Annotated in this window: 19 protein-coding genes; 9 read left to right on the top strand and 10 right to left on the bottom strand. The window is 66.4% G+C overall.

Annotation, left to right across the window (positions count from 1 at the left end):
* Window positions 1–2: 2 nt before the first annotated feature.
* The 7 genes from COA07_RS10810 to COA07_RS10780 all read right to left on the bottom strand — a co-directional run bounded on the left by COA07_RS10810 (window position 3) and on the right by COA07_RS10780 (window position 11,024).
* Window positions 3–2,333 carry a CaiB/BaiF CoA-transferase family protein gene (locus COA07_RS10810; protein WP_066706778.1) on the bottom strand — a complete coding sequence of 777 codons (2,331 nt, stop codon included), beginning with the start codon at window positions 2,331–2,333 and terminating at the stop codon, window positions 3–5.
* 855 nt (window positions 2,334–3,188) lie between these two features.
* Window positions 3,189–6,401 (bottom strand): type I restriction endonuclease subunit R, encoded by a 3,213-nt coding sequence (locus COA07_RS10805; RefSeq protein WP_066706781.1) that lies wholly within the window; start codon window positions 6,399–6,401, stop codon window positions 3,189–3,191.
* A 25-nt stretch (window positions 6,402–6,426) separates the two neighbouring features.
* Window positions 6,427–7,710 carry a restriction endonuclease subunit S gene (locus COA07_RS10800; protein WP_083956674.1) on the bottom strand — a complete coding sequence of 428 codons (1,284 nt, stop codon included), beginning with the start codon at window positions 7,708–7,710 and terminating at the stop codon, window positions 6,427–6,429.
* Entirely contained in the window at window positions 7,710–8,060 is a 351-nt protein-coding gene (locus tag COA07_RS10795) for a Fic family protein (RefSeq protein WP_066706784.1), read from the bottom strand. The genes COA07_RS10800 and COA07_RS10795 overlap by 1 nt, the downstream gene beginning before the upstream one ends.
* Window positions 8,057–8,380, bottom strand: coding sequence for a nucleotidyltransferase family protein (locus COA07_RS10790; protein WP_066706787.1), 324 nt, complete (start codon window positions 8,378–8,380; stop codon window positions 8,057–8,059). The genes COA07_RS10795 and COA07_RS10790 overlap by 4 nt, the downstream gene beginning before the upstream one ends.
* Entirely contained in the window at window positions 8,377–8,781 is a 405-nt protein-coding gene (locus COA07_RS10785) for an HI0074 family nucleotidyltransferase substrate-binding subunit (RefSeq protein ID WP_235528242.1), read from the bottom strand. The genes COA07_RS10790 and COA07_RS10785 overlap by 4 nt, the downstream gene beginning before the upstream one ends.
* Window positions 8,782–8,870: 89 nt before the next feature.
* Window positions 8,871–11,024 carry a class I SAM-dependent DNA methyltransferase gene (locus COA07_RS10780; protein WP_245842113.1) on the bottom strand — a complete coding sequence of 718 codons (2,154 nt, stop codon included), beginning with the start codon at window positions 11,022–11,024 and terminating at the stop codon, window positions 8,871–8,873.
* Here COA07_RS10780 and COA07_RS10775 point away from each other — a divergent pair.
* The 4 genes from COA07_RS10775 (at window position 10,941) to COA07_RS10760 (ending at window position 15,265) form a co-directional block, all read left to right on the top strand.
* Window positions 10,941–13,343: a MobA/MobL family protein gene (locus tag COA07_RS10775; protein WP_141396512.1), complete on the top strand. Its 2,403-nt coding sequence runs from the start codon at window positions 10,941–10,943 to the stop codon at window positions 13,341–13,343. The two genes, COA07_RS10780 and COA07_RS10775, sit on opposite strands and share 84 nt — an antisense overlap.
* A gap of 155 nt (window positions 13,344–13,498) precedes the next feature.
* Entirely contained in the window at window positions 13,499–14,020 is a 522-nt protein-coding gene (locus tag COA07_RS10770; protein WP_141396511.1) for a hypothetical protein, read from the top strand.
* Window positions 14,020–14,649 carry a hypothetical protein gene (locus tag COA07_RS10765; protein WP_066706799.1) on the top strand — a complete coding sequence of 210 codons (630 nt, stop codon included), beginning with the start codon at window positions 14,020–14,022 and terminating at the stop codon, window positions 14,647–14,649. Before COA07_RS10770 ends, COA07_RS10765 begins: the two co-directional genes overlap by 1 nt.
* A gap of 124 nt (window positions 14,650–14,773) precedes the next feature.
* Window positions 14,774–15,265, top strand: a complete 492-nt coding sequence (locus tag COA07_RS10760) for a hypothetical protein (RefSeq protein ID WP_066706802.1) — start codon at window positions 14,774–14,776, stop codon at window positions 15,263–15,265.
* On the opposite strand, the gene COA07_RS10755 is transcribed toward COA07_RS10760, so the two are convergent.
* Complete coding sequence (locus COA07_RS10755; RefSeq protein ID WP_066706804.1) at window positions 15,200–16,153, bottom strand: DNA N-6-adenine-methyltransferase; 954 nt, start codon at window positions 16,151–16,153, stop codon at window positions 15,200–15,202. The two genes, COA07_RS10760 and COA07_RS10755, sit on opposite strands and share 66 nt — an antisense overlap.
* Window positions 16,154–16,333: 180 nt before the next feature.
* Here COA07_RS10755 and COA07_RS10750 point away from each other — a divergent pair, with 180 nt between their 5' ends.
* The 5 genes from COA07_RS10750 (at window position 16,334) to COA07_RS10735 (ending at window position 19,334) form a co-directional block, all read left to right on the top strand.
* Complete coding sequence (locus COA07_RS10750; RefSeq protein ID WP_141396510.1) at window positions 16,334–17,674, top strand: S8 family serine peptidase; 1,341 nt, start codon at window positions 16,334–16,336, stop codon at window positions 17,672–17,674.
* Between the two features lie 21 nt (window positions 17,675–17,695).
* Window positions 17,696–18,412 (top strand): hypothetical protein, encoded by a 717-nt coding sequence (locus COA07_RS17950; RefSeq protein ID WP_141396509.1) that lies wholly within the window; start codon window positions 17,696–17,698, stop codon window positions 18,410–18,412.
* Between the two features lie 12 nt (window positions 18,413–18,424).
* Window positions 18,425–18,586: a hypothetical protein gene (locus COA07_RS18290; protein ID WP_157085161.1), complete on the top strand. Its 162-nt coding sequence runs from the start codon at window positions 18,425–18,427 to the stop codon at window positions 18,584–18,586.
* An 87-nt stretch (window positions 18,587–18,673) separates the two neighbouring features.
* Window positions 18,674–18,901: a hypothetical protein gene (locus tag COA07_RS10740; protein ID WP_066706812.1), complete on the top strand. Its 228-nt coding sequence runs from the start codon at window positions 18,674–18,676 to the stop codon at window positions 18,899–18,901.
* Window positions 18,902–18,938: 37 nt separating this feature from the next.
* Complete coding sequence (locus tag COA07_RS10735) at window positions 18,939–19,334, top strand: lysozyme inhibitor LprI family protein (protein WP_066706815.1); 396 nt, start codon at window positions 18,939–18,941, stop codon at window positions 19,332–19,334.
* Between the two features lie 472 nt (window positions 19,335–19,806).
* Here COA07_RS10735 and COA07_RS10730 read toward each other — a convergent pair whose 3' ends face one another.
* The gene (locus COA07_RS10730; protein WP_066688351.1) at window positions 19,807–20,919 is read right to left on the bottom strand and encodes an ABC transporter permease; all 1,113 of its coding nucleotides are present in this window, start codon (window positions 20,917–20,919) and stop codon (window positions 19,807–19,809) included.
* Window positions 20,916–22,046: an ABC transporter permease gene (locus COA07_RS10725; RefSeq protein ID WP_066688353.1), complete on the bottom strand. Its 1,131-nt coding sequence runs from the start codon at window positions 22,044–22,046 to the stop codon at window positions 20,916–20,918. Before COA07_RS10725 ends, COA07_RS10730 begins: the two co-directional genes overlap by 4 nt.
* Between the last annotated feature and the right edge of the window lie 15 nt (window positions 22,047–22,061).

Here is a 22,061-nt window from a genome sequence, read left to right as displayed (position 1 = left end):
CGTCACTTCCCCCTGGCGGCCGCGCTCCGCGTGTCGCGGATGAGATCGTAAACCGCCGGATCGGTCGGCTGTACGACATCCTCGTCGACCAGCCGCCCTATGGCATCGGCGTCCAGCCCGAGCCAGTCGGCCAGTACCTGCGCGCTATCTTCCCCGGCCAACGGTGCCGGCCGGGTGGCGACGGGGGCGCCCGCATTCGACCGGGCGTGGTAACTTTCGTTGACGACCGGCTCGTCCAGATAGGGGTGGCGTTCCTCGCGGAAGAAACCGCGGTCGCGGTAGAAGGCGAAGCCGGGAAGCTCGCCGATGCGCAGCATCGTCGCCGCGGGCACGCCCGCCTGTTGCAGCAGGTGCATCGCCGCATCCGCCTCCTGCCCCGCCATCCAGTCGGCGACCAGCCGGTCGAGCAGGTCGCCATGCATGGCCCGCCCGGCGCGCGTCGCGAACCGGTCGTCATCGTCCAGCCCGAGGATCGCGGCGAGCGCGTGCCAGTCGGCATCGTTGCGCACGCTGACGACGCACCACGCATCGTCGCCGGCCGCGCGATATACGCCCCATGGCCGGTCGGGCGGACCGGCGCGGTCCGCGCCGGCGGAGGCACGGGCGACGTCGGCGGCGAAATGCGCCAGCATCACCTCCGCCTGCGCGACCTCGGCATGTCCGCCCGCCCCGCTGCGCAGCCGGCGGATCAGCAGCGCCACCGCCGCGATCGCCCCGATGCGCGCCGCGACATGATCGGGATAGATGGTGATCGAATCGCTATACCCCTGCGGATCGCCGGGATAGCGCCACAGGTCGGTCAGCCCGGTCGCCGCGCGCACCAGGGGGCCGTAGCCCATCCGCCGGCTCCACGGCCCCGTCGCGCCGAACGCGGAGCTTTCCACCATCACCAGCCGCGGGTTCGCCTGCGCCAGCGTGTCCCGGTCGAACCCGAGCGATTCCATCGTGCCGGGCTTGAAATTCGACAGCACGACATCGGCCCGTGCCACCATATCCAGGAACAGCGCCTTGCCCGCCGGCGTGCGCAGGTCCAGCCCCAGGCTGCGCTTGTTGCGGTGCCCGGCGGCGAAGCTGACCGACAGGTCATAGGGCAGATAGGATTGCCGGTTGCCGTCGGGGAAGGTGCGGCTTTCGATCTTCACTACGTCCGCGCCGCCATCGGCGAACAGCCGGCTCGTCTCCGCACCGACCACGATCACGCCCAGGTCGATGACGCGCAGCCCCGCGAAGGGGAGCGCATCGTCGCGCACGCCGTCGCGGGCGGGCGCGTCGGGTACGGGCGGAGGTGGAGACGACGACGACGGGGCGCCCACCGCGCGCCGTCCGTCGATGGTCACCACCCCGGCCGGCAGCATGACGTCGCCGTCACGGCGGAACGTGCCGCGCGCGACGAAATGCGGCGCCTCGATCGCCTCCTCCAGCGTCGCCAGGGCGGCGATCGGCACGCCATGCGCCTGCCCCTGCTCCTCCAGCTCGGCGCGCGTCTTGTCGGCGAAGAAGGCGGCGATCGCCGGGATCAGCTCGGGCGACTTGTAGCGGACGGACGTCCTGGCGAACGACGGATCGGCGAAGGCGGCCGGCTCGCCCATCCAGCCGAACATCCCCTGCCATTGTCGCGCCGCCAGCAGGCAGATGCGCACATGGCCGTCCGCGCACGGAATGATCGGATATTGGTAGCCACGCACCGGCCGGTCGCGCGACAGCAGCGTCGCCGGACGCCCCATCGTCGCGCTGCCGCCGATCCCGAAGCCGGGGTCGAGCGCCTGCACCGCGCCCTCCAGCGCGCTGAAATCGATATGGTCGCCGACCCCGGTACGCAGTGCGCGGTACAGCGTGGTGACCAGAACGTACGCGCCCTGGCTGGCGGCGCATTGATAGGCGATCCCCAGCGGCAGCAGCAGCGGCGCCTCGCCGCGGATACCCGAGCGGCACAATTCGCCCGACAGCGCGTGGAGGATCGCATCGCTGCCCTGCCAATCGCTCATGGCATGGCCGTGGCCGAAATCGCTGACCGTCATCGTCACCAGCGCGGGGCGGCCGGCGCGCAGCACTTCGGTGTCCAGCGTGCCATCCTCTACCACCGCATGCGCCGCCGCGATCAGCGCGGCGTCTTCACCGGTCGCGCGGCGCTTGCCCGCATGGGCGGCGCGATGATCGAAGCCATCCAGTTCGCGGGTGTCGTCATCGGCGACGATCCGGTCGACCGTGGCCCCCAGTTCCGCCAGATAGCGCGTGATCGGCGACAGCGGGCCGCGTACCGCATCGACGATGCGTACCCCGGCCAGCGGCGCGCCCGCCGCCAAGTCCCCGCCCCTCACCCCCCCGTCCGACATGGCGCGATCCTCATCCCGCGATCCTCATCCCCTGTCGCCCGCTGTTGGCCAGCACGGGCGACGCGCGGGCGGCAGGGCGGCGGCGGCACCGCGGTGAACGCCCCCGGCCCCGTCCGGCCCGCATCGCGGCACGTATCAGATTTCCCGAGCGCACCGAAAGGCGCCGCGCGATCAAAAAAACGCGCCTGCCCCGGCCCGGCGTGGCGGCATCACCTCTGCGCGACCAGCGCGGCCGACCGGGGGTCGTAGACCATCCCCGCGAGCGGCCCGTCGGCGATGCGCGCCTCGACCGATCCGCCGGTGATGCCGATCTTGTGGATGAGATCGCGGCGCGCGGCGATCGCCGGATGCGTCGAGCGGCTGCGCAGGACATAGCGCGTGCCGGTCGGCAGGTGGTCGGGTTCGACCTCGGCCCTCGCGGCGCCGTCGAACAGCAGCCCGGCGGTCGGCTCGGTGATCCGGCGGCCGCCCTCGTCCTTCGGTCAACCGCCGACGATACGCGTCCGGTGCGGCGCCGGGCGGCGCGGGCGGCGGGCGGGCGGATGAGCGCGGCGGCAAATCGCGGACGATGCGCACCATGCGTGTTGACGGCAGGACGACGCTCGTGGCAATGCCTGCCTCGCCCATGGCGAACCGGATCCGCAAACCGGGATCGCCCAGGGCCATTTCAGCGCCAAGCAGTTGAAATGCGGGTGTAGCTCAATGGTAGAGCAGAAGCTTCCCAAGCTACAGGAAATGGCGGAAAACCGCCCTTTTCGCTGTAAACCGCGCAAAATCGGCCATCGTAAAATCAATAACTTAGCCGGGCCCCTGTAAACCGCCTGAAGCGGGTTTCCGCCTTACGTCTGCGCAAGATTACCATGCGCCCGCGAGCAATTCCGCCTGCTGAATGACCGTCTGGACGGCCGCGTCCTGAAGGTCGGGTGGATAGCCGTATTTGCGCAGGATCCGCTTCACGAGCACACGCATCCTGGCCCGGGCACTCTCGCGGTGGGACCAATCGACGGTGGCGTTGGCGCGCAGGTTGTTGACCAGTTCGGCGGCGATCACCTTCAGGCTGTCGTTGCCCATGATGTCGACGGCACTCTCATTGTCGGCGAGCGCGTCATAGAAAGCGATCTCCTCCGGGGTCAGCCCTTCCGCCTCGCCGCGCGCCTGCTCGGCGCGGATCTGCTTGGCCAGGTCGATCAGCGTCTGCAGCACCTCGACCGTGCTGACCGCGTTGGTGTGATAGCGGGCGATGGCATCTGTCAGGCGCTCGGAATATCGGCGGCTCTCGACCGCGTTGGTGCGGCTGCGCGAGCGGATCTGGTCGCCGAGCAGCTTCTTCAGCGCTTCAAGCGCCAAGTTCGGGCGGTCCATCGCCTTCACTTCGGCCAGAAAGTCGTCGGACAGGATCGAGATGTCCGGCGTGGTAAGCCCTGCGGCGCGCAGGATGTCGACGATCGCGGTCGATACCACCGACTTGTCGATAAGCTGCTGGACGGCGAAGTCGCGGTCTTTCGCGGAGCCGCTGCCGCCGCCCGTCTTGGCGAGAGCGGCGCGGACCGTCTGGTAGAAGGCGATGTCGTCGCGGATCGCGCGGGCCTCGTCGCTGGCCGCGGCCAGCGCGAAGGCCTTGGTCAGCGCGAGCACGGCGTCCTGGAAACGGCGGTGCGCTGCCTTGCGGGCCTCGTCGCTTGCCTCCTTCGCCGCCGCCTCATGCTGCCGGGCGAGGATGAACTCGATCGCTTCGGCCAGGCATTTCAACCGTTCCACCGGTGTGCCGGAAACGCCGGGCGTGCAGTCGAAGCCATGAAACATCGCGCGGACCACGTCGAACTTCTCGAGCAGCACCGCGACCGCCTCCGCCTCGTCAATCCCGGTTTCGGCAGCGTCGGAGGCGGAATACTGGCCGAGCGCCTTCTTCAGGTTCTGCGCAATACCGATGTAATCGACCACTAGCCCGGCGGGCTTGTCCCGGAACACGCGGTTCACGCGCGCGATCGCCTGCATCAGGCCGTGGCCGCGCATCGGCTTGTCGATGTACATGGTATGCATCGACGGCGCGTCGAAGCCGGTCAGCCACATGTCGCGCACGATCACGAGCCGCAGCGGATCGGCCGGGTCTTTCGCCCGGGCTGCCAGCAGGTCGCGCCGCGCCTTGTTGCCGATATGCGGCTGCCACGCAGGCTCGTCGGCGGCGGACCCGGTCATCACGACCTTTACCGCGCCCGCCTTGTCGTCGTCGCTATGCCATTCGGGCCTGAGGGCGACGATCGCGTCATAGAGCGCCACGCAGATGCGGCGGCTCATGCAGACGACCATCGCCTTGCCGTCCATTGCCGCCAAACGGTCCTCGAAATGCGCGACGAGATCGGCGGCAACCATCTCCAGACGCTTTTTCGATCCGACCAGCTTCTCCACGGCGGACCAGCGCTGCTTCAATCGCTCCTGCTCGCTCAGCGCCTCGTCTTCGGTCAGGCCGTCGATCTCGGCGTCGATGACCGGCAGCTCCTCGGGCGGCAGCTCGATGCGGGCCAGCCGGCTCTCGTAGTAGATCGGCACCGTCGCGCCGTCCTCGACCGCGCGGGCGATGTCGTAGACGTCGACATAGTCGCCGAACACGGCGGGGGTGTTGACGTCATCCTTCTCGATCGGGGTGCCGGTGAAGCCGATGAACGAGGCATTGGGCAGCGCGTCGCGGAGATACTTGGCGAAGCCATAGGCCAGCTCGCCGGTCTTGCGGTCGATCCGCGCGCGGAAGCCATATTGCGAACGATGCGCCTCGTCCGCGATGACGATGACGTTGCGGCGGTCGCTGATCGCGGGATAGCCGCTGGTCCCCGGCGGCGGCGCGAATTTCTGCATCGTGGTGAAGATCACCCCGCCTGACGCGCGGTCGAGCCGTTCGACCAGGTCCTCGCGGCTGTCGATCTGGATCGGCGTCTGGCGGATCAGGTCGGCGCACATCGAGAAGGTAGCGAACAGCTGATCGTCGAGGTCGTTGCGGTCGGTGATGACGACAATCGTCGGGTTCTCCAACGCTGGCTCACGCACCAGCAACCCGGCGTAGAAGGCCATCAGGAAGCTCTTGCCGGACCCCTGCGTGTGCCAGATCACGCCGATCCGCCGATCACCCGCCGGATGCGCGGCCGCATCGGGCAAGCCGTAGCGCATCGGGCTTTCCCGCATCGCCCCCGCCGCCGACACGCCCGGCACCGCGCGCAACGTCGCGGTGACGGCGCGCTGAGCGGCGTGGAATTGGTGATAGCCGGCTATGATCTTGACGATGCCGCGCCCGGTGTCGCCGAACACCGTGAAGTCGCGGATCAGCATCAGCAGGCGCTGCCGGTCGAGCACGCCCGCGATCATCACCTCCAGTTCGGGCACACCCTTGGCCGCGATGTCCTCGCCGTCGACGGTGCGCCACGGCATGAAGCGTTCCTGGTCGGCGGTCAGCGACCCGATCCGCGCGGTCATGCCGTCCGACGCGATCAGCAGCGCATTGGTGCGGAACAGCGATCCGATCTCGCTCTTGTAGGTCTGGAGCTGGTTGTAGGCGCCGGTGACGGTGGCGTTCTCGTCGCCCGGGTTCTTCAGCTCGATGACCGCGATGGGCAGGCCATTGAGGAACAGCACGATGTCGGGCCGGCGGGTGTGCCCGCGCTCGATAACGGTGAACTGGTTGATCGCCAGCCAGTCGTTCATGTCGAAGCCACCGGGCGGCGTGGCGAAATCGACCAGCCGCACCCGGTCGCCGCGGATCGCGCCATCGGCCGCGCGATACTCGACCGGCACCCCTTCCACGATCAGCTTGTGGAGCCGCCGGTTCTCCTCGACCTGACCGGGCATTTCGACCGCCAGCACCCGGCGGATCGCATCGGCGCGGGCATCGGCGGGGATGTGCGGATTGAGTCGATCGACCGCCGCGGTCAGCCGCGCGGTCAGGATGACGTCGCTGTTGGCGGCGCGCTCGGGTGCCTTGCCGTCGGGCGAGGCGTCGACGCCATAGGCGACCTGCCAGCCCTGTTCGGCCAGCCAGGCGAGCGCGGCGTCCTCGACGACGGATTCGGTCAGCTTCGCCATCAGGCGGGAATGCCAGGGGCGCGGGTCATGCCGCCATCGCCTCGGCGTCGCGAACGCGGAGTTCGCCTGACATCAGCTTGGGAAGGAGGGCGTCGCGGGTGGCGGCTAGGGTGCGGGATTCGATCAGGTTGTCGATCATACGCTGCTGTAACGGCGCAATGATCTCGCCAAAGGCCGCGATAGAAGGCTGCGGAGGACAGATCGTAGTTGCTGCTGACAAATGCCCCCTCTGGATATGACCCATCGTCGTCGCCTTTGATGCCGCGATCATCTGAAAATCCTCCAAATGGTGCCAGACCCAATGGGTATAGAACCATGCCGGATATTCCAGCGAGGTCACTTTGAAGAGGTGTTGGTTTAGCGCCCCTTGCCCACCTGTCCAAAACTTGGCAAGCAAGCTGCCTGACCAAGAAAACAGGAAATCGCCGTCGTCGACGATGTACTTCTCAGGCACAGCCGGTGACGCGCGGTTCGAGTTAGCCGATATGCCGGATCGGAGTTCAGCGATCTTGATAACCGGCAGATCTTGCTCGCCAGGAACCGCTGGGTATTTTTGCAGTGCCAGTCCGTTTAGGAACTCGGCGATTTGGTCGAGTGGTTTTACCGACCACCCCTCGGGCACACCATCCTCGTCAAGGTTGTCGGGAAACAGGGACCAGAGATCGGGGGCAAGATAGGCGGGGCGGCCTTCGGCCTTGGCGCGGGTGGGGCCGAAATCGACGAACCAGTCCCGGAACAACACCCGCGCACTCGCCTCCAGCGTCCCGTTCATCCGCCGGTTGAGTTCGATCTTGTCATCGAGAGCCGTGAGAACAGCAGCAATGGCAACCTGCGTGTCCATCGCCGGGAGCACAAACTCGAATGACTTGATCTGCCCGCCGCTGATATGAGGAACGGCGGTGCCGGTTTGAACAGCCAAGACGTGCTGGGTGAAAGCGGCACTGCCGATCACATACGCGAGATAGCGTCCGTCGGCTCGGTCTGTGCCTCGCAGACGGGTTACACGCTGGACCAAAAGCGAGGGACAGTCAGCTTCTCGGATCGTGGCATATTTTAGGCCGGCCTCGATCCACGGACGATCCATCGCCAGAACGACGTCATTGGGTGCTAACGCATAGTTGGCGTGCGCTGCCGCTTGAGAAGCAGGCCAGCGTTTGACCCCGTCCCAGCGCAAACAGCCTTGAGCAATATTGTCGCCACGGATCAGGCGGATGCCCGAATTGTCAGATGTGTATTGATCGCTCTTGAAAGGGTATCCGGTCACCATGTCCGCGACGTCGCCCAAGCGGACGGGCTGCCAGTCTCCCATCACGCCGCCCCATCTACAAACAATGCCACCAGCCGCTGGTCCATATAGTAATTATTCCGTCCGATCCGCTGCTTGTCCAGAAGCCCCGCCGCCGCCAGCGTGTCGAGATATTTCGTCGCGGTTGGCCTGGAAACACCCAGTTCCTGCTCGACATATTCGATCCGCGTATAGGGTTGGCGGAACAGGTTGTTGAGCAGGTCCTGCGAATAGACCTTGGCGTGCTCGGAGCGTATGCGCTGCTTGTATTCGGCCATCAGCACCCGCATCCCCTCGATCAGCGCCAGCGTGTCCTTCACCGTCTGCTCGACGCCGCGCGCCTCGGCGGCGACGCTTGCCTGACCAGCGTTCACGCCGTCAGCCGTCCTGGCACGAGCACGCGAAGGTCGGGCGCGATGATCGCGCGGAACCGGTCGCTCGTCGTCGTCCAGTCGATCAGGTCGACCTTCCACGGTAGGTCGCTTTCGTCGAATGCCTCCGCCAGATCGGCCATGACCGACGGCGGGATCGGATTCTGCGCGCACAGCGCCAGATCGAGGTCGGACATGGGCCGTGCCCTGCCCTTCGCCCGGCTGCCATAGACATAGACGGTCGTGTCGGCGGGAAGATGCTGCAGCAGCGTCTCGCGCACGATCGCATCATGCCGAGCTTCGATGGCGATCGGCGAATTCATTCGGCTCGCTGCGTCATTATGTCGTGCAGGTATCGCACCTCTTCGATGAAGGCGGGTATCCCGGCAACGACCCTGATCGCCTTCGTCTCGTCATAGGTGTGCGACGTGATGTTCCGATCGTCGCGGTATTGCTTCCACCGTGACCATTCGTTCAACAGCAGGCCGCGCTCGTTCGCGGTGCGGATGAGCGTGGGAAAGCTCATCTGCGCAACGGCATCCGGGTTGGCGTCGCTCATCGCCAGATAGCGGCGCAGCATCTTGTGCGCGAGATCATAGGTGAATTCGAACCGCTGGATCAGGCCATCGCGGATCTGCGTGTCCGACGTGTCGCCCAGATAGCGCGCCTGACCTTCTTCGAGCCGGGCGATCGCGCTGGCGAGCGGTGTCAGATCAATCGGCACGACAGCTCTCCCGGCTCGCATCGTCCTGCAAAAACATCGCGGTTTCTTTTACACATGCGCCGCGACGTGCAAAATTTTCGCGGTTTTCTTTACGCATTCGGGCGCTCGTCCGGCACGATCACGCTGGCCAATCGCTGGCGGATGACCTCGGTCAGCCGCGCACTTTCCGCGAACTGCTCCTCCAGTGTGGCCTGGAGGATGGCGAAGCGTTCGGCGAAGGGGACGGCGTCCGCTTCGACATCTTCGGCACCGACATAGCGGCCGGGGGTGAGGACATAGCCGTGGCCAGCGATGACGTCGTGGCGGGCGGCGCAGGCGAAGCCGGGAACGTCGGCATAGCCCTCCCCCTCGCGCCAGGCATGATAGGTGTCGGCGATCTTCGCGATATCGGCATCGCTGAACTCGCGCCGTGTGCGGTCGACCATGTGGCCGAGCTTGCGCGCGTCGATGAACAGGATCTCGCCACGCCGGTCGCGCAGCGTCTTGTCGCGGCCGATGCCGTTCGACTTGTCCTTCGCCAGGAACCAGATGCACACCGGAATCTGCGTCGAATAGAAGAGCTGGCCCGGCATCGCGATCATGCAGTCGATCACGTCGCCGTCCACCATCGCGCGGCGGATGTCGCCTTCGCCATTCTGGGTCGAGGACATCGACCCGTTGGCGAGGATGACGCCGGCGGTGCCGGTGGGCGCCAGATGGTGCAGGATGTGTTGGAGCCAGGCAAAGTTGGCGTTGCTGGCGGGCGGCGGGCCGAACTGCCACCGCGCGTCCTGCTTGATCCGGTCACCGCCCCAGTCGGAGATATTGAACGGCGGGTTGGCCAGCACGTAATCGGCGCGGAGGTCGGGCAGTTCGTCCTTGTGGAAGCTGCCTTCGCTGTTCCAGCGGATGTCGGCGTCGATGCCGCGCACCGCCAGGTTCATCATCGCCAGCCGCCACGTCGTGTGGTTGGATTCCTGGCCATAGATGGCGATGTCGCCGATCCGCCCGCCGTGGCTTTCGACGAACTTCTCCGACTGAACGAACATGCCGCCCGACCCGCAGCACGGATCGTAAACGCGGCCCTTGTACGGCTCGAGCATCTCGACCATCGTCCGAACGACCGAGCGCGGCGTATAAAACTCGCCGCCACGCTTGCCCTCGCTGCCGGCGAACTGGCCGAGGAAATATTCGTAGACCCGGCCGAGCAGGTCGCGGGACGCATTGCTGGCGTCCTTGAAGCCAATGCCGGAGATCAGGTCGATCAGTTCGCCCAGCATCACTGCATTCAGGCCGGGGCGGGCGTAATCCTTGGGCAGCACGCCCTTCAGCCCCGGATTGACCTTCTCGATCTCCAGCATGGCGTCGTCGATGACCTTGCCGATGCCGGGCTGCTTCGCGTTCGCCTGGAGGTGCGACCAGCGTGCGCCCTTCGGCACCCAGAAGATGTTGTCGGCGCGGTATTCGTCCTCGTCCTCGGCGCCCTCGGGATATTCGGCGAGCAGTTGGGCGTGCTTCGCCTCGAACCCCTCGGATATGTGCTTCAGGAAGATAAGGCCCAGCACGACATGCTTATAGTCCGACGGCTCCATATTGCCGCGCAGCTTGTCGGCGGCCCGGAAAAGCTCCGCCTCGAAACCCAAATCACCGCCCGCCGTCGTCTTCTTCGCCGCTCTTGCCATCATCGTCCCAATGCTGCTCGCGCGAACGGATACCCGGCCAGGGACCGTGCCGCCAGACCGCGATGGATCTGGCGAAGGTTTTACGGGAGGGTGAGGAAATTTCAGGCGCAATACCGCGTCGCTGGGTAAACCCGAGCGACGCTGGTGCGCGGACCCGATCGCCGGGTCCGGGTGGCGCCCGGCGGGCGCGGTCCTCCTCACCCGCAGGCGGGTGATCCGGAAGGCGGTGGTTGCCATGTCGATGGGGGGCCTTCCCGTCGGCACCGATCCATTCCACACTGATACCATCACGCCATCGGAACGGCGTGCCGGAGGCGTGGGGTGGTCGGCGAGCGGGCGATCAGTCAGAGGATCGAAGCGGCGAATGGCAAGCTCGCCGCGTTGCTGTGCGCCCGCGAGGAAGACGAGCAGTTGCTCCAGATCGGCCGGGTCCGGATCAAGGTGCAGGCGAAGGAGGAAGCCGCGAAGCGGACGGGCGGCGGCCGCAGCGCTTGGACGATGGCCGCCGATTTCAGCGCCCCGCTGCCGTGTTCCGGTCGTCCGCGTGCGGCGGATGGCAGAACGACCAGCTTCCACTTCCACGCCTGTTGCGTAACCCGTTCGTCCGGCGCGGCGAAGGCGGGCGGTCTGGCAGCAAATCATGCCGCTTATGTCGAGCGGTTCGACGCCGTCGAGGTCGGGTCGGCGCTCGACCATGCGGGCTATGTCGAGCGTGGCGATGCGGTTGAGGTTGTGGATCGCGCGCTCATCTTCAGCAACATATCGGACGATCCCGATCGCCGGCGCAGCTATTGGGAGGCGGTCGATCGCTGCGAACGACAGGGCCATGCGGGGCTGACGATCAAGGCCGGCGGCGTCGGAGACTGGCTGGAGGCGGTGGCGTCAGAACTGCCGCCGGCGTTCGTGGCTCACTGCCGTGCCGAGCAGAAGCGCTGGGCAGCAAGTCGATTGAAGAGGACGTCGTTCAAGGCGAGACGCTATTACGCCGAGCAGGACGCCTGTGACGCCATCCTCAGCGTGCTGCAGCAGGTGCCAGGCTGGCCGGAGAAGGAACCACCTGTTTTCTTCACGCCCGGTTCCGCCGGCCGGACCCAGTATCGCTACGTCGCCGAATTGCCGCACGAACTCGGGTCCGGCGACCGCGCGGCAATCGTTCGCGACTTTTGCGACCATCTCGGCTCCTTCGCCCGCGACACAGAGGGCCGATCCACAGGCATGATGTATACGGCGGTGATCCACGCGCCGGGGCCGGACAACGACGGGCGCAACTACCACCTTCATGTCATCGCGCATGATCGCCCGGCCACCTGGATAGCCCATCACGGCAAATGGGATTTCGAGGTTACCGAGGAATTCCTGCGCAAGGGCGAGACGCGCATTCGCTATCCGCACCGGCAGGAGAAGATCGTCGAAGTCACCCGCAGCATCGCGCCCGACAAGCAGCCAGCGCACTACAACGCCGCGATCGCCGGCAAGGCCTTCGTCCCGCATCTGCGCGAACGCTTCGCCGCCATCTGTAACGAGCGGTTGGCGCTCAGGGGTATTCATCGCCGGATCGACCCGCGGTCTCACAAGGCGCTCGGGATCGCAAAGGAGGCGGAGATTCACCTCGGCACTCGCGCCGCCGCCTTGGAGCGAGCGGGCGTGCCGACCGTGATCGGGCGCTACAATGCCGCGGCTAGCTGGCAATATGCCGCGCTGAACGAACGGCGACGGACGGAGAGTTTCTTCAAGCCGTGGCAACAGCAGGACGATGCGCTGGCGAAAAGCGTCGCGGGATCGCCCGCCGGTGCCGATCTGATCCGGGAACGCCGCGCCGTGCTACGGACACTGGAGGAAACCCGCGATCTCGCATGGGAGAACGACCGGCTTCGCCAGCAGGCCCGGTCCCGGGCGCAGGCGACGCTCGATCACTGCGACCGGTGCCTTGTGGAAGCGGGCGGAAGCGCGTCGCATCGGGCGGCCATCGACAAGCGCCGGCGGGAGGCCGAAGAGCACCTTGCCAAGGTCGAGGCCGCCATCGCTGCTGGAGAAGCGGACATTCTGGAGGCGGCCAGGGCAATCGGCCAACTGCACCTGCGACAGGTCGCGATCGACGCCCGGCTGGCGGAACTCGCACGCGCGAAGGCCCAGCTGAAGCTGGTGGCCGGTCTGGATTTCTCGCCGCCTGTCGAACTGTCTTCGGAGCAGCAGGCGTTGCGAACCGTCGGCGCGCTCGCTGCGGCCCCATCGCTGAAATTGATAGGCGCATGGACCGGTACATCGCGACCCGTGAAACGCGAGGAAGCGCGGCGAGCCCCGGCCGGACAAATGGTCGCGAACGCAAGTGATGCCGCCAAGCGAACAGCCAACGACGAGGACAGGAGTGCTGCCCCGAACCCCTCGCCAGCGATTGCCCCACGGCTCGATAAGGGACCGCCGCCTAACGTGCGCGAGCGCATCGACACGCTGCTGGACCGCATTGCCAGAGAGCGAATTCCGATCCTCGCCGCGACCGGGAAGCCCGGCGCTGCCGCGCTGTCGGCGGATGACCGGACGTTGCTCGAAAACATCCAGTTCCGGTATCTGATCGTGAAGCGCCTGAACGCCATCGCCACCCTGCAGGCAAAGGAGATCAAGCGCCTGCTCGACGCGATAAAGGCGCACGGCCCTGATCTGAAAAGCATCTCGGACCTGAAGTCGATCCGCACTCTCCTGCGGCATTGGGGTGATCATCCCGACGTTCAGCAGGCGCTGACGCGGGCTGCGACGGATGCACAGCGTCTGAATCCGGTGCCAAGCACCATGCATAGGCTGGGCGCCGCCGTATCGGCCGAGGTCGGGCACGTAGCGGCGAAGTCGAAGGGTCCGGCAAGTTCCGCGCCACCGGTCAGCCTGCCCACCAGGGGGCCCGAGCGCTAGCCCGTCCCGCGCATCCGGGAAGACCCGCCGGGGCCGGCGGAAGGAAGATTGGGGAACGCCTGCGGCTGTGCCGTGAAGGCGAAAATGAAGGTGCGGAAGGGTGGCGTGCAGCCGGCCACCTTCCGCATAATCCCAAGGACTTTCTTGTGTATATCATGACCAAAGAGCGGGCGCTGGCGCAGATGCGTGCGCTGACCGCGACCCAGGCGCTCGCCACGCTGGTGGGCTGGCAATCCGACCCGGCGACCCGGCTGCTGCTGCGCCCGCCGTTCAGCGAATGGTTCTACGCCGCCTCCGCCGATCTGCTGCTGGTGCCGTCGATCGAGCCGACGCGCGGCGATCTCGCCATCGTCGACCGGGGCATGCGCGAAGCGCGCTGCGACGCGCTGGTCGTCAAGGCATCGAGCGAAGGCCGGCGCACGCTCTATATCGCCTATGGGCAGTGGGGGCGGCAGCAGAACGTCTGGTGCCATGGCCGGCGGCTCTGGTTGTCACCGCGTGGCGATGCGTGGCTGGTTCCCGACCCGCACGACAGCGAGGATCCGCACCTGTCGATGCAGCTGACCGAGCACCGGCTGCAGGTCGCATCGCATCCGCCCGCGCGGGACGACCAGGAGGCGATCGACGGCCTCGACCGGGCCGACGCCTTCCTCGCGCAGATCTGGGGGGACCGCTGATGAAGGCGCTCCCGTGGATCAGTCCGTCGGCGGTGGACGCGATGCTCTACAACGAGCCGATGGCATCGCCCGACTTCGGTTTTTCGCTGATGCGCCCGAAAGCCAAGGCCAAGAAGAACAGCACCGCCGACCTCGCCCGAGCGAAGCTCCAGCCGAGCAAACCCGGCGATGCGTCGTGGGGGCCGGATGGCTTGTGGCCGATCACCTGCGCGACCAGCAGGCTGGTCGCGGCCCCCGGCGTTGCGCTCGAACCCGACGCGCTGGAGACGGTGTTCGAAGGCTATGACGCCAGGGTCAAGGCACACCAGAAGCTGTTGGCGGTCGTGCTGACCATGCCGTTCGATCATGGCTGGCAGCCGAGCGATATCCTCTCGCTGGTGGGAGCCTATGCGCTGGAGCATCTGGCGCTCGAGCGTCGGCTGACCAGTCTTACCGTCGTGCACATGCCCGCCGACGAACTGTCCGCCCGCCGCCCGCACGCGCATTGCGTGGTGCTGGCGCGGGCGCACCGGGCGAGCGGCTGGGGCGAACTGCACCGCGACCTGACGGGCAAGGACGCGCCGACGATCTTCCAGACCGAATGGGACGCGTTCCGCGACGCATGGGCGCCGCGCTTCGCGCCCTTCTGAGCCAGGGCCGGGCACCCGCGACGACCGTCGCGGGTGCCTCGGGCAGGCGGGGCGCCGCCGCCTGAAAGGGGAATGATCCGATGAAGTGTCCCCGATTGGGGGATGAAAAATCGGAAAGACCCAGATGATCAACGATACCGCCATCCTGCGCGCCTATGCCGCCGCCGTGTCTGTCCTGCTCCTCGGCAACCGCCGCCTGAAGCCATCGGCGGGGCTGCTCGCTGGTGACCGGCTCGATCCGCTCGCGCGGCTGAGCATCGGTCAGATGGCCTGCGATGCGCAGACCGACCTCGTGCACCTCGGTTTCGAGGAGCAGGCGGGCGTGACCGAAATGACCGATATCTCAATCTTCGTGCCGCGCGACCAGATCTGCTGGTCGCACCTCGGCTGCCGGTTATGGCTTTCGAAGAGCGGAACGCGCGCCCTGCTGCTGCCGCAGCCGCATGTGAGGGGCAGCTTCCGCCTCGCCCCGAGCGAAATCCTTCACCTCGGCTTCAAGCCGCTGGACATCGAGGACGGCGTTGCCCGCGCCGACGCGCGCCTGCGCGACCTAGTCGAGCGCGGCGTCGATCCGGGCGATCGCGTCGCCATCCACGACTGGCCGATCTGGCAGTGAGGCCTTCTCGCGCGAGGGATTCAGCCAGAACCCCTCGGCCACCGCACTCCAGCGCGCCCGCTGCCCGGGCGAGGTGCCGAGGGCCACCAGCATCAAGGCGAAGGGTGTGTGCTGCGACTTTCCGCGGATGTCGGCAAACCGCACCCGCCCTTGCAGGAAGAAGATATCGGCGTCGACGCTTAGCACTTCATGAAACCAGCGGGCGTCGGTGCGCGCGGGGACGAGGCACACCACGCTGCCGACGTTCCCACAAGACCATTGCTCATGCGCGCGCTTAAGCCAGCGGAGCATTTCGCTGAAGGGCGGATTGACGAATGCGAGCCGGCCCGACCAGTCGTCGACGAACCCGTCGCCGCCCTCTTCGAGCAGGATGCGGCGTTTCGCCGTGACCGGGCTGAGCCGGTGACCGCACGGATCGAGGTCGATCGGGCCGAAGGCATCCTCGACCTTCGCCAAGAAATCAGGCGGCGTGAAACGCACGTCGCGGTCGGTTTTGTCGCCCTCACCCCAATAGGCTCGCTCCTGCGCCCGCCGTCGGGCTTTGGGCGCGACCACCGCCATCAGGCGCCGCAGGCTCGCAACGGACCCGCCGCCGCGTTCGAGGCTCACGACGGTGGTGCGCGACAGCTTTGCGCGGGCCGCCACGTCGACCACGGTCAGGCCCCGCCGCAAGCGGCTAGCGCGTAGCTGGGCGGCCAGATCCTTACCCGGTGCGATGCCAGTCAGCCGGAAATCCAACGCCGCCATCGCCGCCGTCAACGTGGCCACCGACCCGATGCCGCGCTCAAGCCTTTTGATCCGGAGCGGCGCCATGCCGATGCGGGCCGCCAGCGCGCTCTGTGACATACCTATCGATCGTCGTGCGTCGATCAGTGCCGTGACCAGCATATGCTACCAAAAGGGATCATATTCTGGTCAATGTGATTCGGCTTGGCTGTCGAAGCAAGACCTTATGTTGAAATGAAGACCAGGTTTCGCGCGGCGGCTTGGAAATAAGTAGCGTCGGAATTGTTCAGCAAATTAACTCTTTGTTTACTGTGTTGGCAAGCGTCGACATGATGTCAAAGCTTGCTGACATTGTGTCGTGAAGAATGGCGTTGCCGGCAGGCCGTTGGTTCGCCTAAACTGCGCCCGCTCACCAGCAGGTTCGCCGCCCCGGCGGTTGCCGGCGCCGCGGCGCTGCTCAAGCAATATTGGCCGAGGCTCGGCGGCAAGGAGATCAGCCGCATCCTGCTCGACACCGCGACCGATCTGGGCGCGCCCGGGGTGGATCAGGTTTACGGCGTGGGCCTGCTCGACATCGAGAAGGCGATGAAGGCGCAGGCGCCTGCGTCGTCGTTCGCCGCGGCGGATGCCGTGCTGACGCGGTTTTCGTCGCTCACACTGTCGGCACCGTTCGGCGGCTCCGCTGCTGCGGCGACGCTGGGCAGACAGACCGGCGAGATGACGGTGTTCGACCGCTACGGGCGCGACTTCGCGATGACCGGATCGTCTGGCGTGCGTGCCCGTGGTTCCGGGCTGCTCGCCGGCGCGATGCTCGCGCCGACCGATGCGCCGTGGCGCATGGCGCAGGCCGACGCCGCACGGATGGGCTTCGCGACGAATGTCGGCGCACACTCGGCCTCGCGTCCGGGCGTGCCAGCCGTCGTGTCGTTCTCGCCGACTGCCGGTCAACAGGTGACGTTCGCGACCAACATCGCGGTCGGCGGTGGAAGCGGGCTGAGTGGCTCGGCCCTTCGCGGCATCGCCTCGATGCCGGTCGGAAGCATGTCGTCATGGTCGGCGGGAGGATGGTCGGCGTCCTTTTCCTCCGGTACATCGCGCGACGGTCGCCTTCGGCAGCAGACCGTCAGCTTCGCGATGCCGTTCGGCGTCGGGCTGAAAATGTCCGAACTCGTTGAGCGCGGACAACTGCTCGGTATGCGTGGCGATGCGGGGCTCGGCCTGGGCGGTGCCCGGACCACGCTTGCGACGCTGATTTACAGGCGCGAACTCGTCGGCATCGACCTGACCGCCCGGGCGACCGCATCGTCGACGCGGGCCGAAGGCGGCTCGGACCTGCTTCGCTTTCAGGGCCGGCTGCTCGGCAGCGCCTTCTCGCTGGAAGGCGCGCGGGGACTGTTCGGCGGGCGCGCAACGCTCGGACTGTCGTCACCGCTGCGGGTTGAACGTGCGCGAGCGGTGCTGCTGGCGCCGGTGTCGTTCGACCTCGTTTCGGGTGCTTTGACTACGCGAAGGATCGCCACCGATCTGACGCCCGATGCCCGCGAACTGGACCTCGAACTGGGCTGGTCGATCGCGCTGTCTCGCACGGCGTCGCTGCGGCTTGGTGTCGCCCACGCCTTCGACGCTGGTCACGTCGCGGGCGCGTCCGATACCGCCAGTTTCGTCACCATCGCGATCCGCTGAACACCAAGAGGAACAGGACACATGAAGAAGAGGCTCCTGGCTGCGGCCATCGTCGTTGTCGCCGCACCCCTGTCGGTAGCAGCCCAGACGCTCCCCAATGGACCGGCGCAGCAGCCCGCCATGTACCCGGCGTTCCCGCTCGATGTCGCCGGGGTCCGCCTGGGCATGTCGGCAAGCGAGGCTAGAGCGGCTTTGATGAAAGCTGGCTATACGATGCCGGCTACGAACGGCGTGAGCTACGGCCCCAGCTTCGCCGCCCGCGTCCGTGCGGAAGCGGCGCGACGGCGGACCGGTGCCGCTTCATCGCCGACCATGGCCGACCGGGTGATGACGCAACTCAAGGCCGTCGGACCCAATCGCGAGGCAATCACTGTCGGCCTGACCGCCGCGCCATCGGGCGGATCGACCGTCACCGATGTCTACCTCCAGATCCCGCAGGACGCGATGAAGGGCGATGCCTTCCTCCGCCAAGTCATTGCGAAATATGGCACACCCGACGGTCGTCGGGATCAGGGGATGACGCTCGCCTGGTGTAGCGCCCCGCTGAAGTCGATGTGCGGCTCGATCACGCCCTTCCAACGCCGGCCCGAGGCGCTGCCGAACCTCAAGGCGTCGATCGTCTTCAACGACAACACGATCCGGCTGGCCGATGGCACCGATCAGGACCGCGAACGCGAGCGTTCCTTCGTCGTGGCGGTCGACCGCGCCGCGCCGAAGACCGACCGCGCGGCGTTCTGAGGGCGCGCCGCGATGATCGCCGTCATCGGGGCCGTAGCGATCGTCGCGCTGCTGATGCTGGTTGGCGTGCTCAACGCCACCGGCTTCTTCCGCGCGCTGCCGCTGATCCTGTTGTTGTGCGTGGTGTCGTTCGTCGCCGCCATGATAGCGAAGGTGAACCTCGGTCCCGAATGAACGGGGTGCGCCGGCCTCGGCGCCCCGGCCGCACTCCTGTTGTGGGCAGCATGGCGACCGGCATCGTCGCGCGCGAAGCTGTGGATCATGAACGGCGCATCGTTCGCGATGAACAGCCTCAAGTGGCTCGCTCTCATCGCGTGCGGGCTGACGCTGCCGGCAAACGGCTTCCACCTCGACGTGTGGCTGACCCGCGGCTGGCCGTGGGCGGCGCTGGCGGTCGTCGCCTGGGCCGTGCAGGTGTTGGTGGACCGGGTGACCATCCGATCGGTCGCGACGGAACCCGGGGCGGCTGATCGGGTCGAAACGTTGTAGATCGAAGCGGGTCGATTGGCCGCTTGGGGAAAGAGATATGTCGGTTATCATCGCTGCGCTGCTGCTGGCAGCCGGAAATCCATGCGAGGGTTCGACCACGCGCGATGTCGAGCAATGCCTCGCCACCGACCTCGCCCGCGCCGATGCCGAACTCAACCGATACTACGCGGCGGGAACGAAGCGATTGACGGAGCAAAAGGATACGGCGGCGCTGGCGAAACTCCGCACGGCGGAACGGGCATGGATCGCCTACCGCGATGCCGAATGCGACGCCGTCTACGAGTCGTGGAGCCAAGGCACGATCCGCGGTGCCATGAACCTGGGTTGTCGGATCGCCCTCACCAAAGCACGCACCGCGACGATCTGGCGCAACTGGCTCACCTACGCTGACAGCACACCGGCAATCCTCCCGGAGCCAAGAAATGACGAATGACGGAAGCCGACGGACAGCTGATGGAAATGAATGTGAAAAATTGACGTGCGTTCGAGGTAGATAGCGGCTCCTTGGATTACGGGCTCGCAAGTTGCAAAAGCGGCTATCTGTCCATAGGCTGCGCGACAGCAGCTCTCGACCAACTCAAGTCGTTCTCCGACGCTCGGGGAATGACCGCTCCTGCCAAAAATGGCCGTTCGGGTTTCGTTCAACCGCAGAGTCGCGGAGCGCCCGATCGGTGTCCTTCAATTTCTGAAGGCATGATCTCGAAACCAGTTATTCATTCAGAAGGTGGAATTACGCGCTCGCGGCTGGAGCCAAGTCACTGAGCGATCGTCAGATCCCAAGACGAAGGGGTAAGAGGCCGTGAGACGACAGCGGCAGAGCGTCCCTCGTCCGCCCGTAAAGTTTAAAATCGGCCGTGAGATGTGAATGGCTCGCTACCAAACAGGGGGCATGTTCAGTCGGCGGGCTATGGCGCTCCGCAAGGCCGCAGGCGATAGCGCGATACCGCGATCGCACCGTAAAAAATGGTTAGCAGCGCGAGATTGATCAACGCACCTCGCTGCTCGACCAGCGTTGCGCCCATCTGGTTGACGCCAACCATCAGTTTGATTCCCGGCGTCGTCGGCAGGAGGCGCGCCAACAGCGATAGCCAGTGCGGCGTCGCCTCGCTTGGCCAGGACAGACCGGACAGGAAGAAGATCGGGACCGAGGTGACGATCCACAACTGGATGGGGCGCTCACGCGTGCGGAAAAAGCTGGCGAGCGCCAACGCGCCGGCGACCGTCGCGGATATGAACAGCGTTGCGGACACGACCAGCGTCAGCGGATCGGCAGCCCCGCGCGGATAATCCTGAAACCAGAAGACGAAACCAGTGAAATAGGCGATGTCCGCGCACCCGATGACGAGAAAGGCCAGCGCGATGCCGAGCAGGGTGCGTGGCGCGAAGCTGAGCGTTCCCTGGCGCTCTCGCATCGTTGCGGCAAGCACGGTGAGCCCCATCAACAAGGTCTGCTGGATGATGAGAAAGGCGACACCGGGAAAGATCGTGCTGCCGTAGCCCTCGCGGGTGTTGAACAAGGGGCGCTGGATCATCGCCAGCGGGGCGGCGGCCGGCGCCCCGCTGGCCATCGCCTGGGCAACCGCAGCATCGCGTCCGATCTCTCCCAATGCCGCACCAATGCCGGCAAGCGCGGTCGAACTGCGCAGCAGATAGGCGCCGTTGCCATAGAGCGCGACGGTCCCTTGACCGCCGGACAGGATGCGCTGTTCAAAGCCTTGCGGAATCACCACGATCGCGCTCACCCGCCGTTCTTCCAGCCAGCGTAGCGCGACGGCGGGGGACGGGAGCCGCGCGACCACTTCCGCCTGTTGCAACGCGCCGAGCCGGGTCTCCAGCGATCGGCTGGTGGCGCTATGATCCAGATTGACCACCGCCACCGGCATCCGCACCGGCACCTCGCCGGAATAAGCGGTGGGGTAGAAGAAGGAATAAAGAAGGCACGACCCGATCAGCAGCATTAGCGCCGAGCTGTCGGCCAGGATTGCGCGGAAGGTGGCGAGGAAGGCGCGGCCGATCATCGTCGCCCCCAGGCTTGCGGTCGGCGTGCAGCCGCCAGGTAAAGCGGCAGCCCGATGCCTGTCCCGACGATCAGGAAGGCGAGCATAGCGAGCAGCTGCCCGGCAGATTTCATCGCGGGCGCGCCCATAATCCATTGTTCCGACAGCAGCTTGGCGAATGCCGAATAGGGCAGGAGCGCACTCCAGATCCGGGCGAAGCTGGAGGCGGATTCGATCGGGAAAATCGCGCCCGCAAAGGCGAAGGAGGCGCCCGCGTAAAGCCCGGCGATCGATAACGTCCTGCCCATCGACAAGGTGAGGCCGACGATCAGCAAGGTCACGCCGATATAGGCGAGGTACATGGCGACATAGCCGATGAGCAGCAGAATCACGCTGCCCGCGACCGGCCAGCCGCGCAGCCCGGCGAGATAGCCGGTGGCCAGCAATCCCCAGCCGGTGAAAATTGCCAGATATGGCGTCAACTTGCCCGCCACTGCGGCGATCGCCCTCCGCCGATCCTCTCCGCCGATCCATGCGCCGATCGTGCCGTCGCGCAACTCGCGGCCCAGTGCGCTCGCGACGGCAACCATGAAGATCAGGTGCAGCAGCGCGGGGTGGATCAGCGCCACGAGTTGCAGTTCGTAGCTGCTCTGCGGATTGAACAGGATGGTGCTCTGCGCGGCAACCGGCGGCCGGCGCACCTGGCCGGGCCCGGCGAGAGCGGCGGCCTGCTCGGTGCCGAGCGTTGCGGCATAGGCCTGCACGACCGCGCCAATCTCGCGCAGGGCTGCCCCCGAAGCGGTCGAATAACTGGCGTTGTAAAAGGTGGTGATGCTGCCGGTCGTCCCGCGCAGCACCGCGCGCTCGGTATCCGCCGGGATCAGCACGACTGCATAGGCGCGGTTGGAGCGTACGATCCGTTCGGCCGCCTGCATATCTGGCACCTGCGCCACGACACGCAGCCCCGGCGCCGCATCGAGCCGGCGGGTCAGTTCACGCGCGACGGCGGTGCCGTCCAGATCGACCACCGCAATCGGCAGGTCGCGCATCACGCCCGCGGAAAACTGGATCGCCACCACCGCCATCAGCAGCAATGGCACCCAGATCACCAGCGCACGGTCCCAGAAACTGGTGGCGAGGAAACGCATTTCCCGGCGAAGCGC

The sequence above is a fragment of the Sphingomonas adhaesiva genome, assembly GCF_002374855.1.
GTDB lineage: Bacteria > Pseudomonadota > Alphaproteobacteria > Sphingomonadales > Sphingomonadaceae > Sphingomonas > Sphingomonas adhaesiva.
Note: the sequence above shows the minus strand (reverse complement) of the source record. Positions and strands in the feature narration are given on the sequence as shown.

Coding starts and splice junctions, on each gene's coding strand:
- COA07_RS10725 (WP_066688353.1), bottom strand. CDS start 22,046: ATGCGTTTCCTCGCCACCAGTTTCTGGGACCGTGCGCTGGTGATCTGG.
- COA07_RS10810 (WP_066706778.1), bottom strand. CDS start 2,333: ATGTCGGACGGGGGGGTGAGGGGCGGGGACTTGGCGGCGGGCGCGCCG.
- COA07_RS10760 (WP_066706802.1), top strand. CDS start 14,774: ATGATCAACGATACCGCCATCCTGCGCGCCTATGCCGCCGCCGTGTCT.
- COA07_RS10800 (WP_083956674.1), bottom strand. CDS start 7,710: ATGGGAGACTGGCAGCCCGTCCGCTTGGGCGACGTCGCGGACATGGTG.
- COA07_RS10755 (WP_066706804.1), bottom strand. CDS start 16,153: ATGCTGGTCACGGCACTGATCGACGCACGACGATCGATAGGTATGTCA.
- COA07_RS10740 (WP_066706812.1), top strand. CDS start 18,674: ATGAACGGCGCATCGTTCGCGATGAACAGCCTCAAGTGGCTCGCTCTC.
- COA07_RS10730 (WP_066688351.1), bottom strand. CDS start 20,919: ATGATCGGCCGCGCCTTCCTCGCCACCTTCCGCGCAATCCTGGCCGAC.
- COA07_RS10805 (WP_066706781.1), bottom strand. CDS start 6,401: ATGGCGAAGCTGACCGAATCCGTCGTCGAGGACGCCGCGCTCGCCTGG.
- COA07_RS10775 (WP_141396512.1), top strand. CDS start 10,941: ATGGCCGCCGATTTCAGCGCCCCGCTGCCGTGTTCCGGTCGTCCGCGT.
- COA07_RS18290 (WP_157085161.1), top strand. CDS start 18,425: ATGATCGCCGTCATCGGGGCCGTAGCGATCGTCGCGCTGCTGATGCTG.
- COA07_RS10735 (WP_066706815.1), top strand. CDS start 18,939: ATGTCGGTTATCATCGCTGCGCTGCTGCTGGCAGCCGGAAATCCATGC.
- COA07_RS10765 (WP_066706799.1), top strand. CDS start 14,020: ATGAAGGCGCTCCCGTGGATCAGTCCGTCGGCGGTGGACGCGATGCTC.
- COA07_RS17950 (WP_141396509.1), top strand. CDS start 17,696: ATGAAGAAGAGGCTCCTGGCTGCGGCCATCGTCGTTGTCGCCGCACCC.
- COA07_RS10770 (WP_141396511.1), top strand. CDS start 13,499: ATGACCAAAGAGCGGGCGCTGGCGCAGATGCGTGCGCTGACCGCGACC.
- COA07_RS10790 (WP_066706787.1), bottom strand. CDS start 8,380: ATGAATTCGCCGATCGCCATCGAAGCTCGGCATGATGCGATCGTGCGC.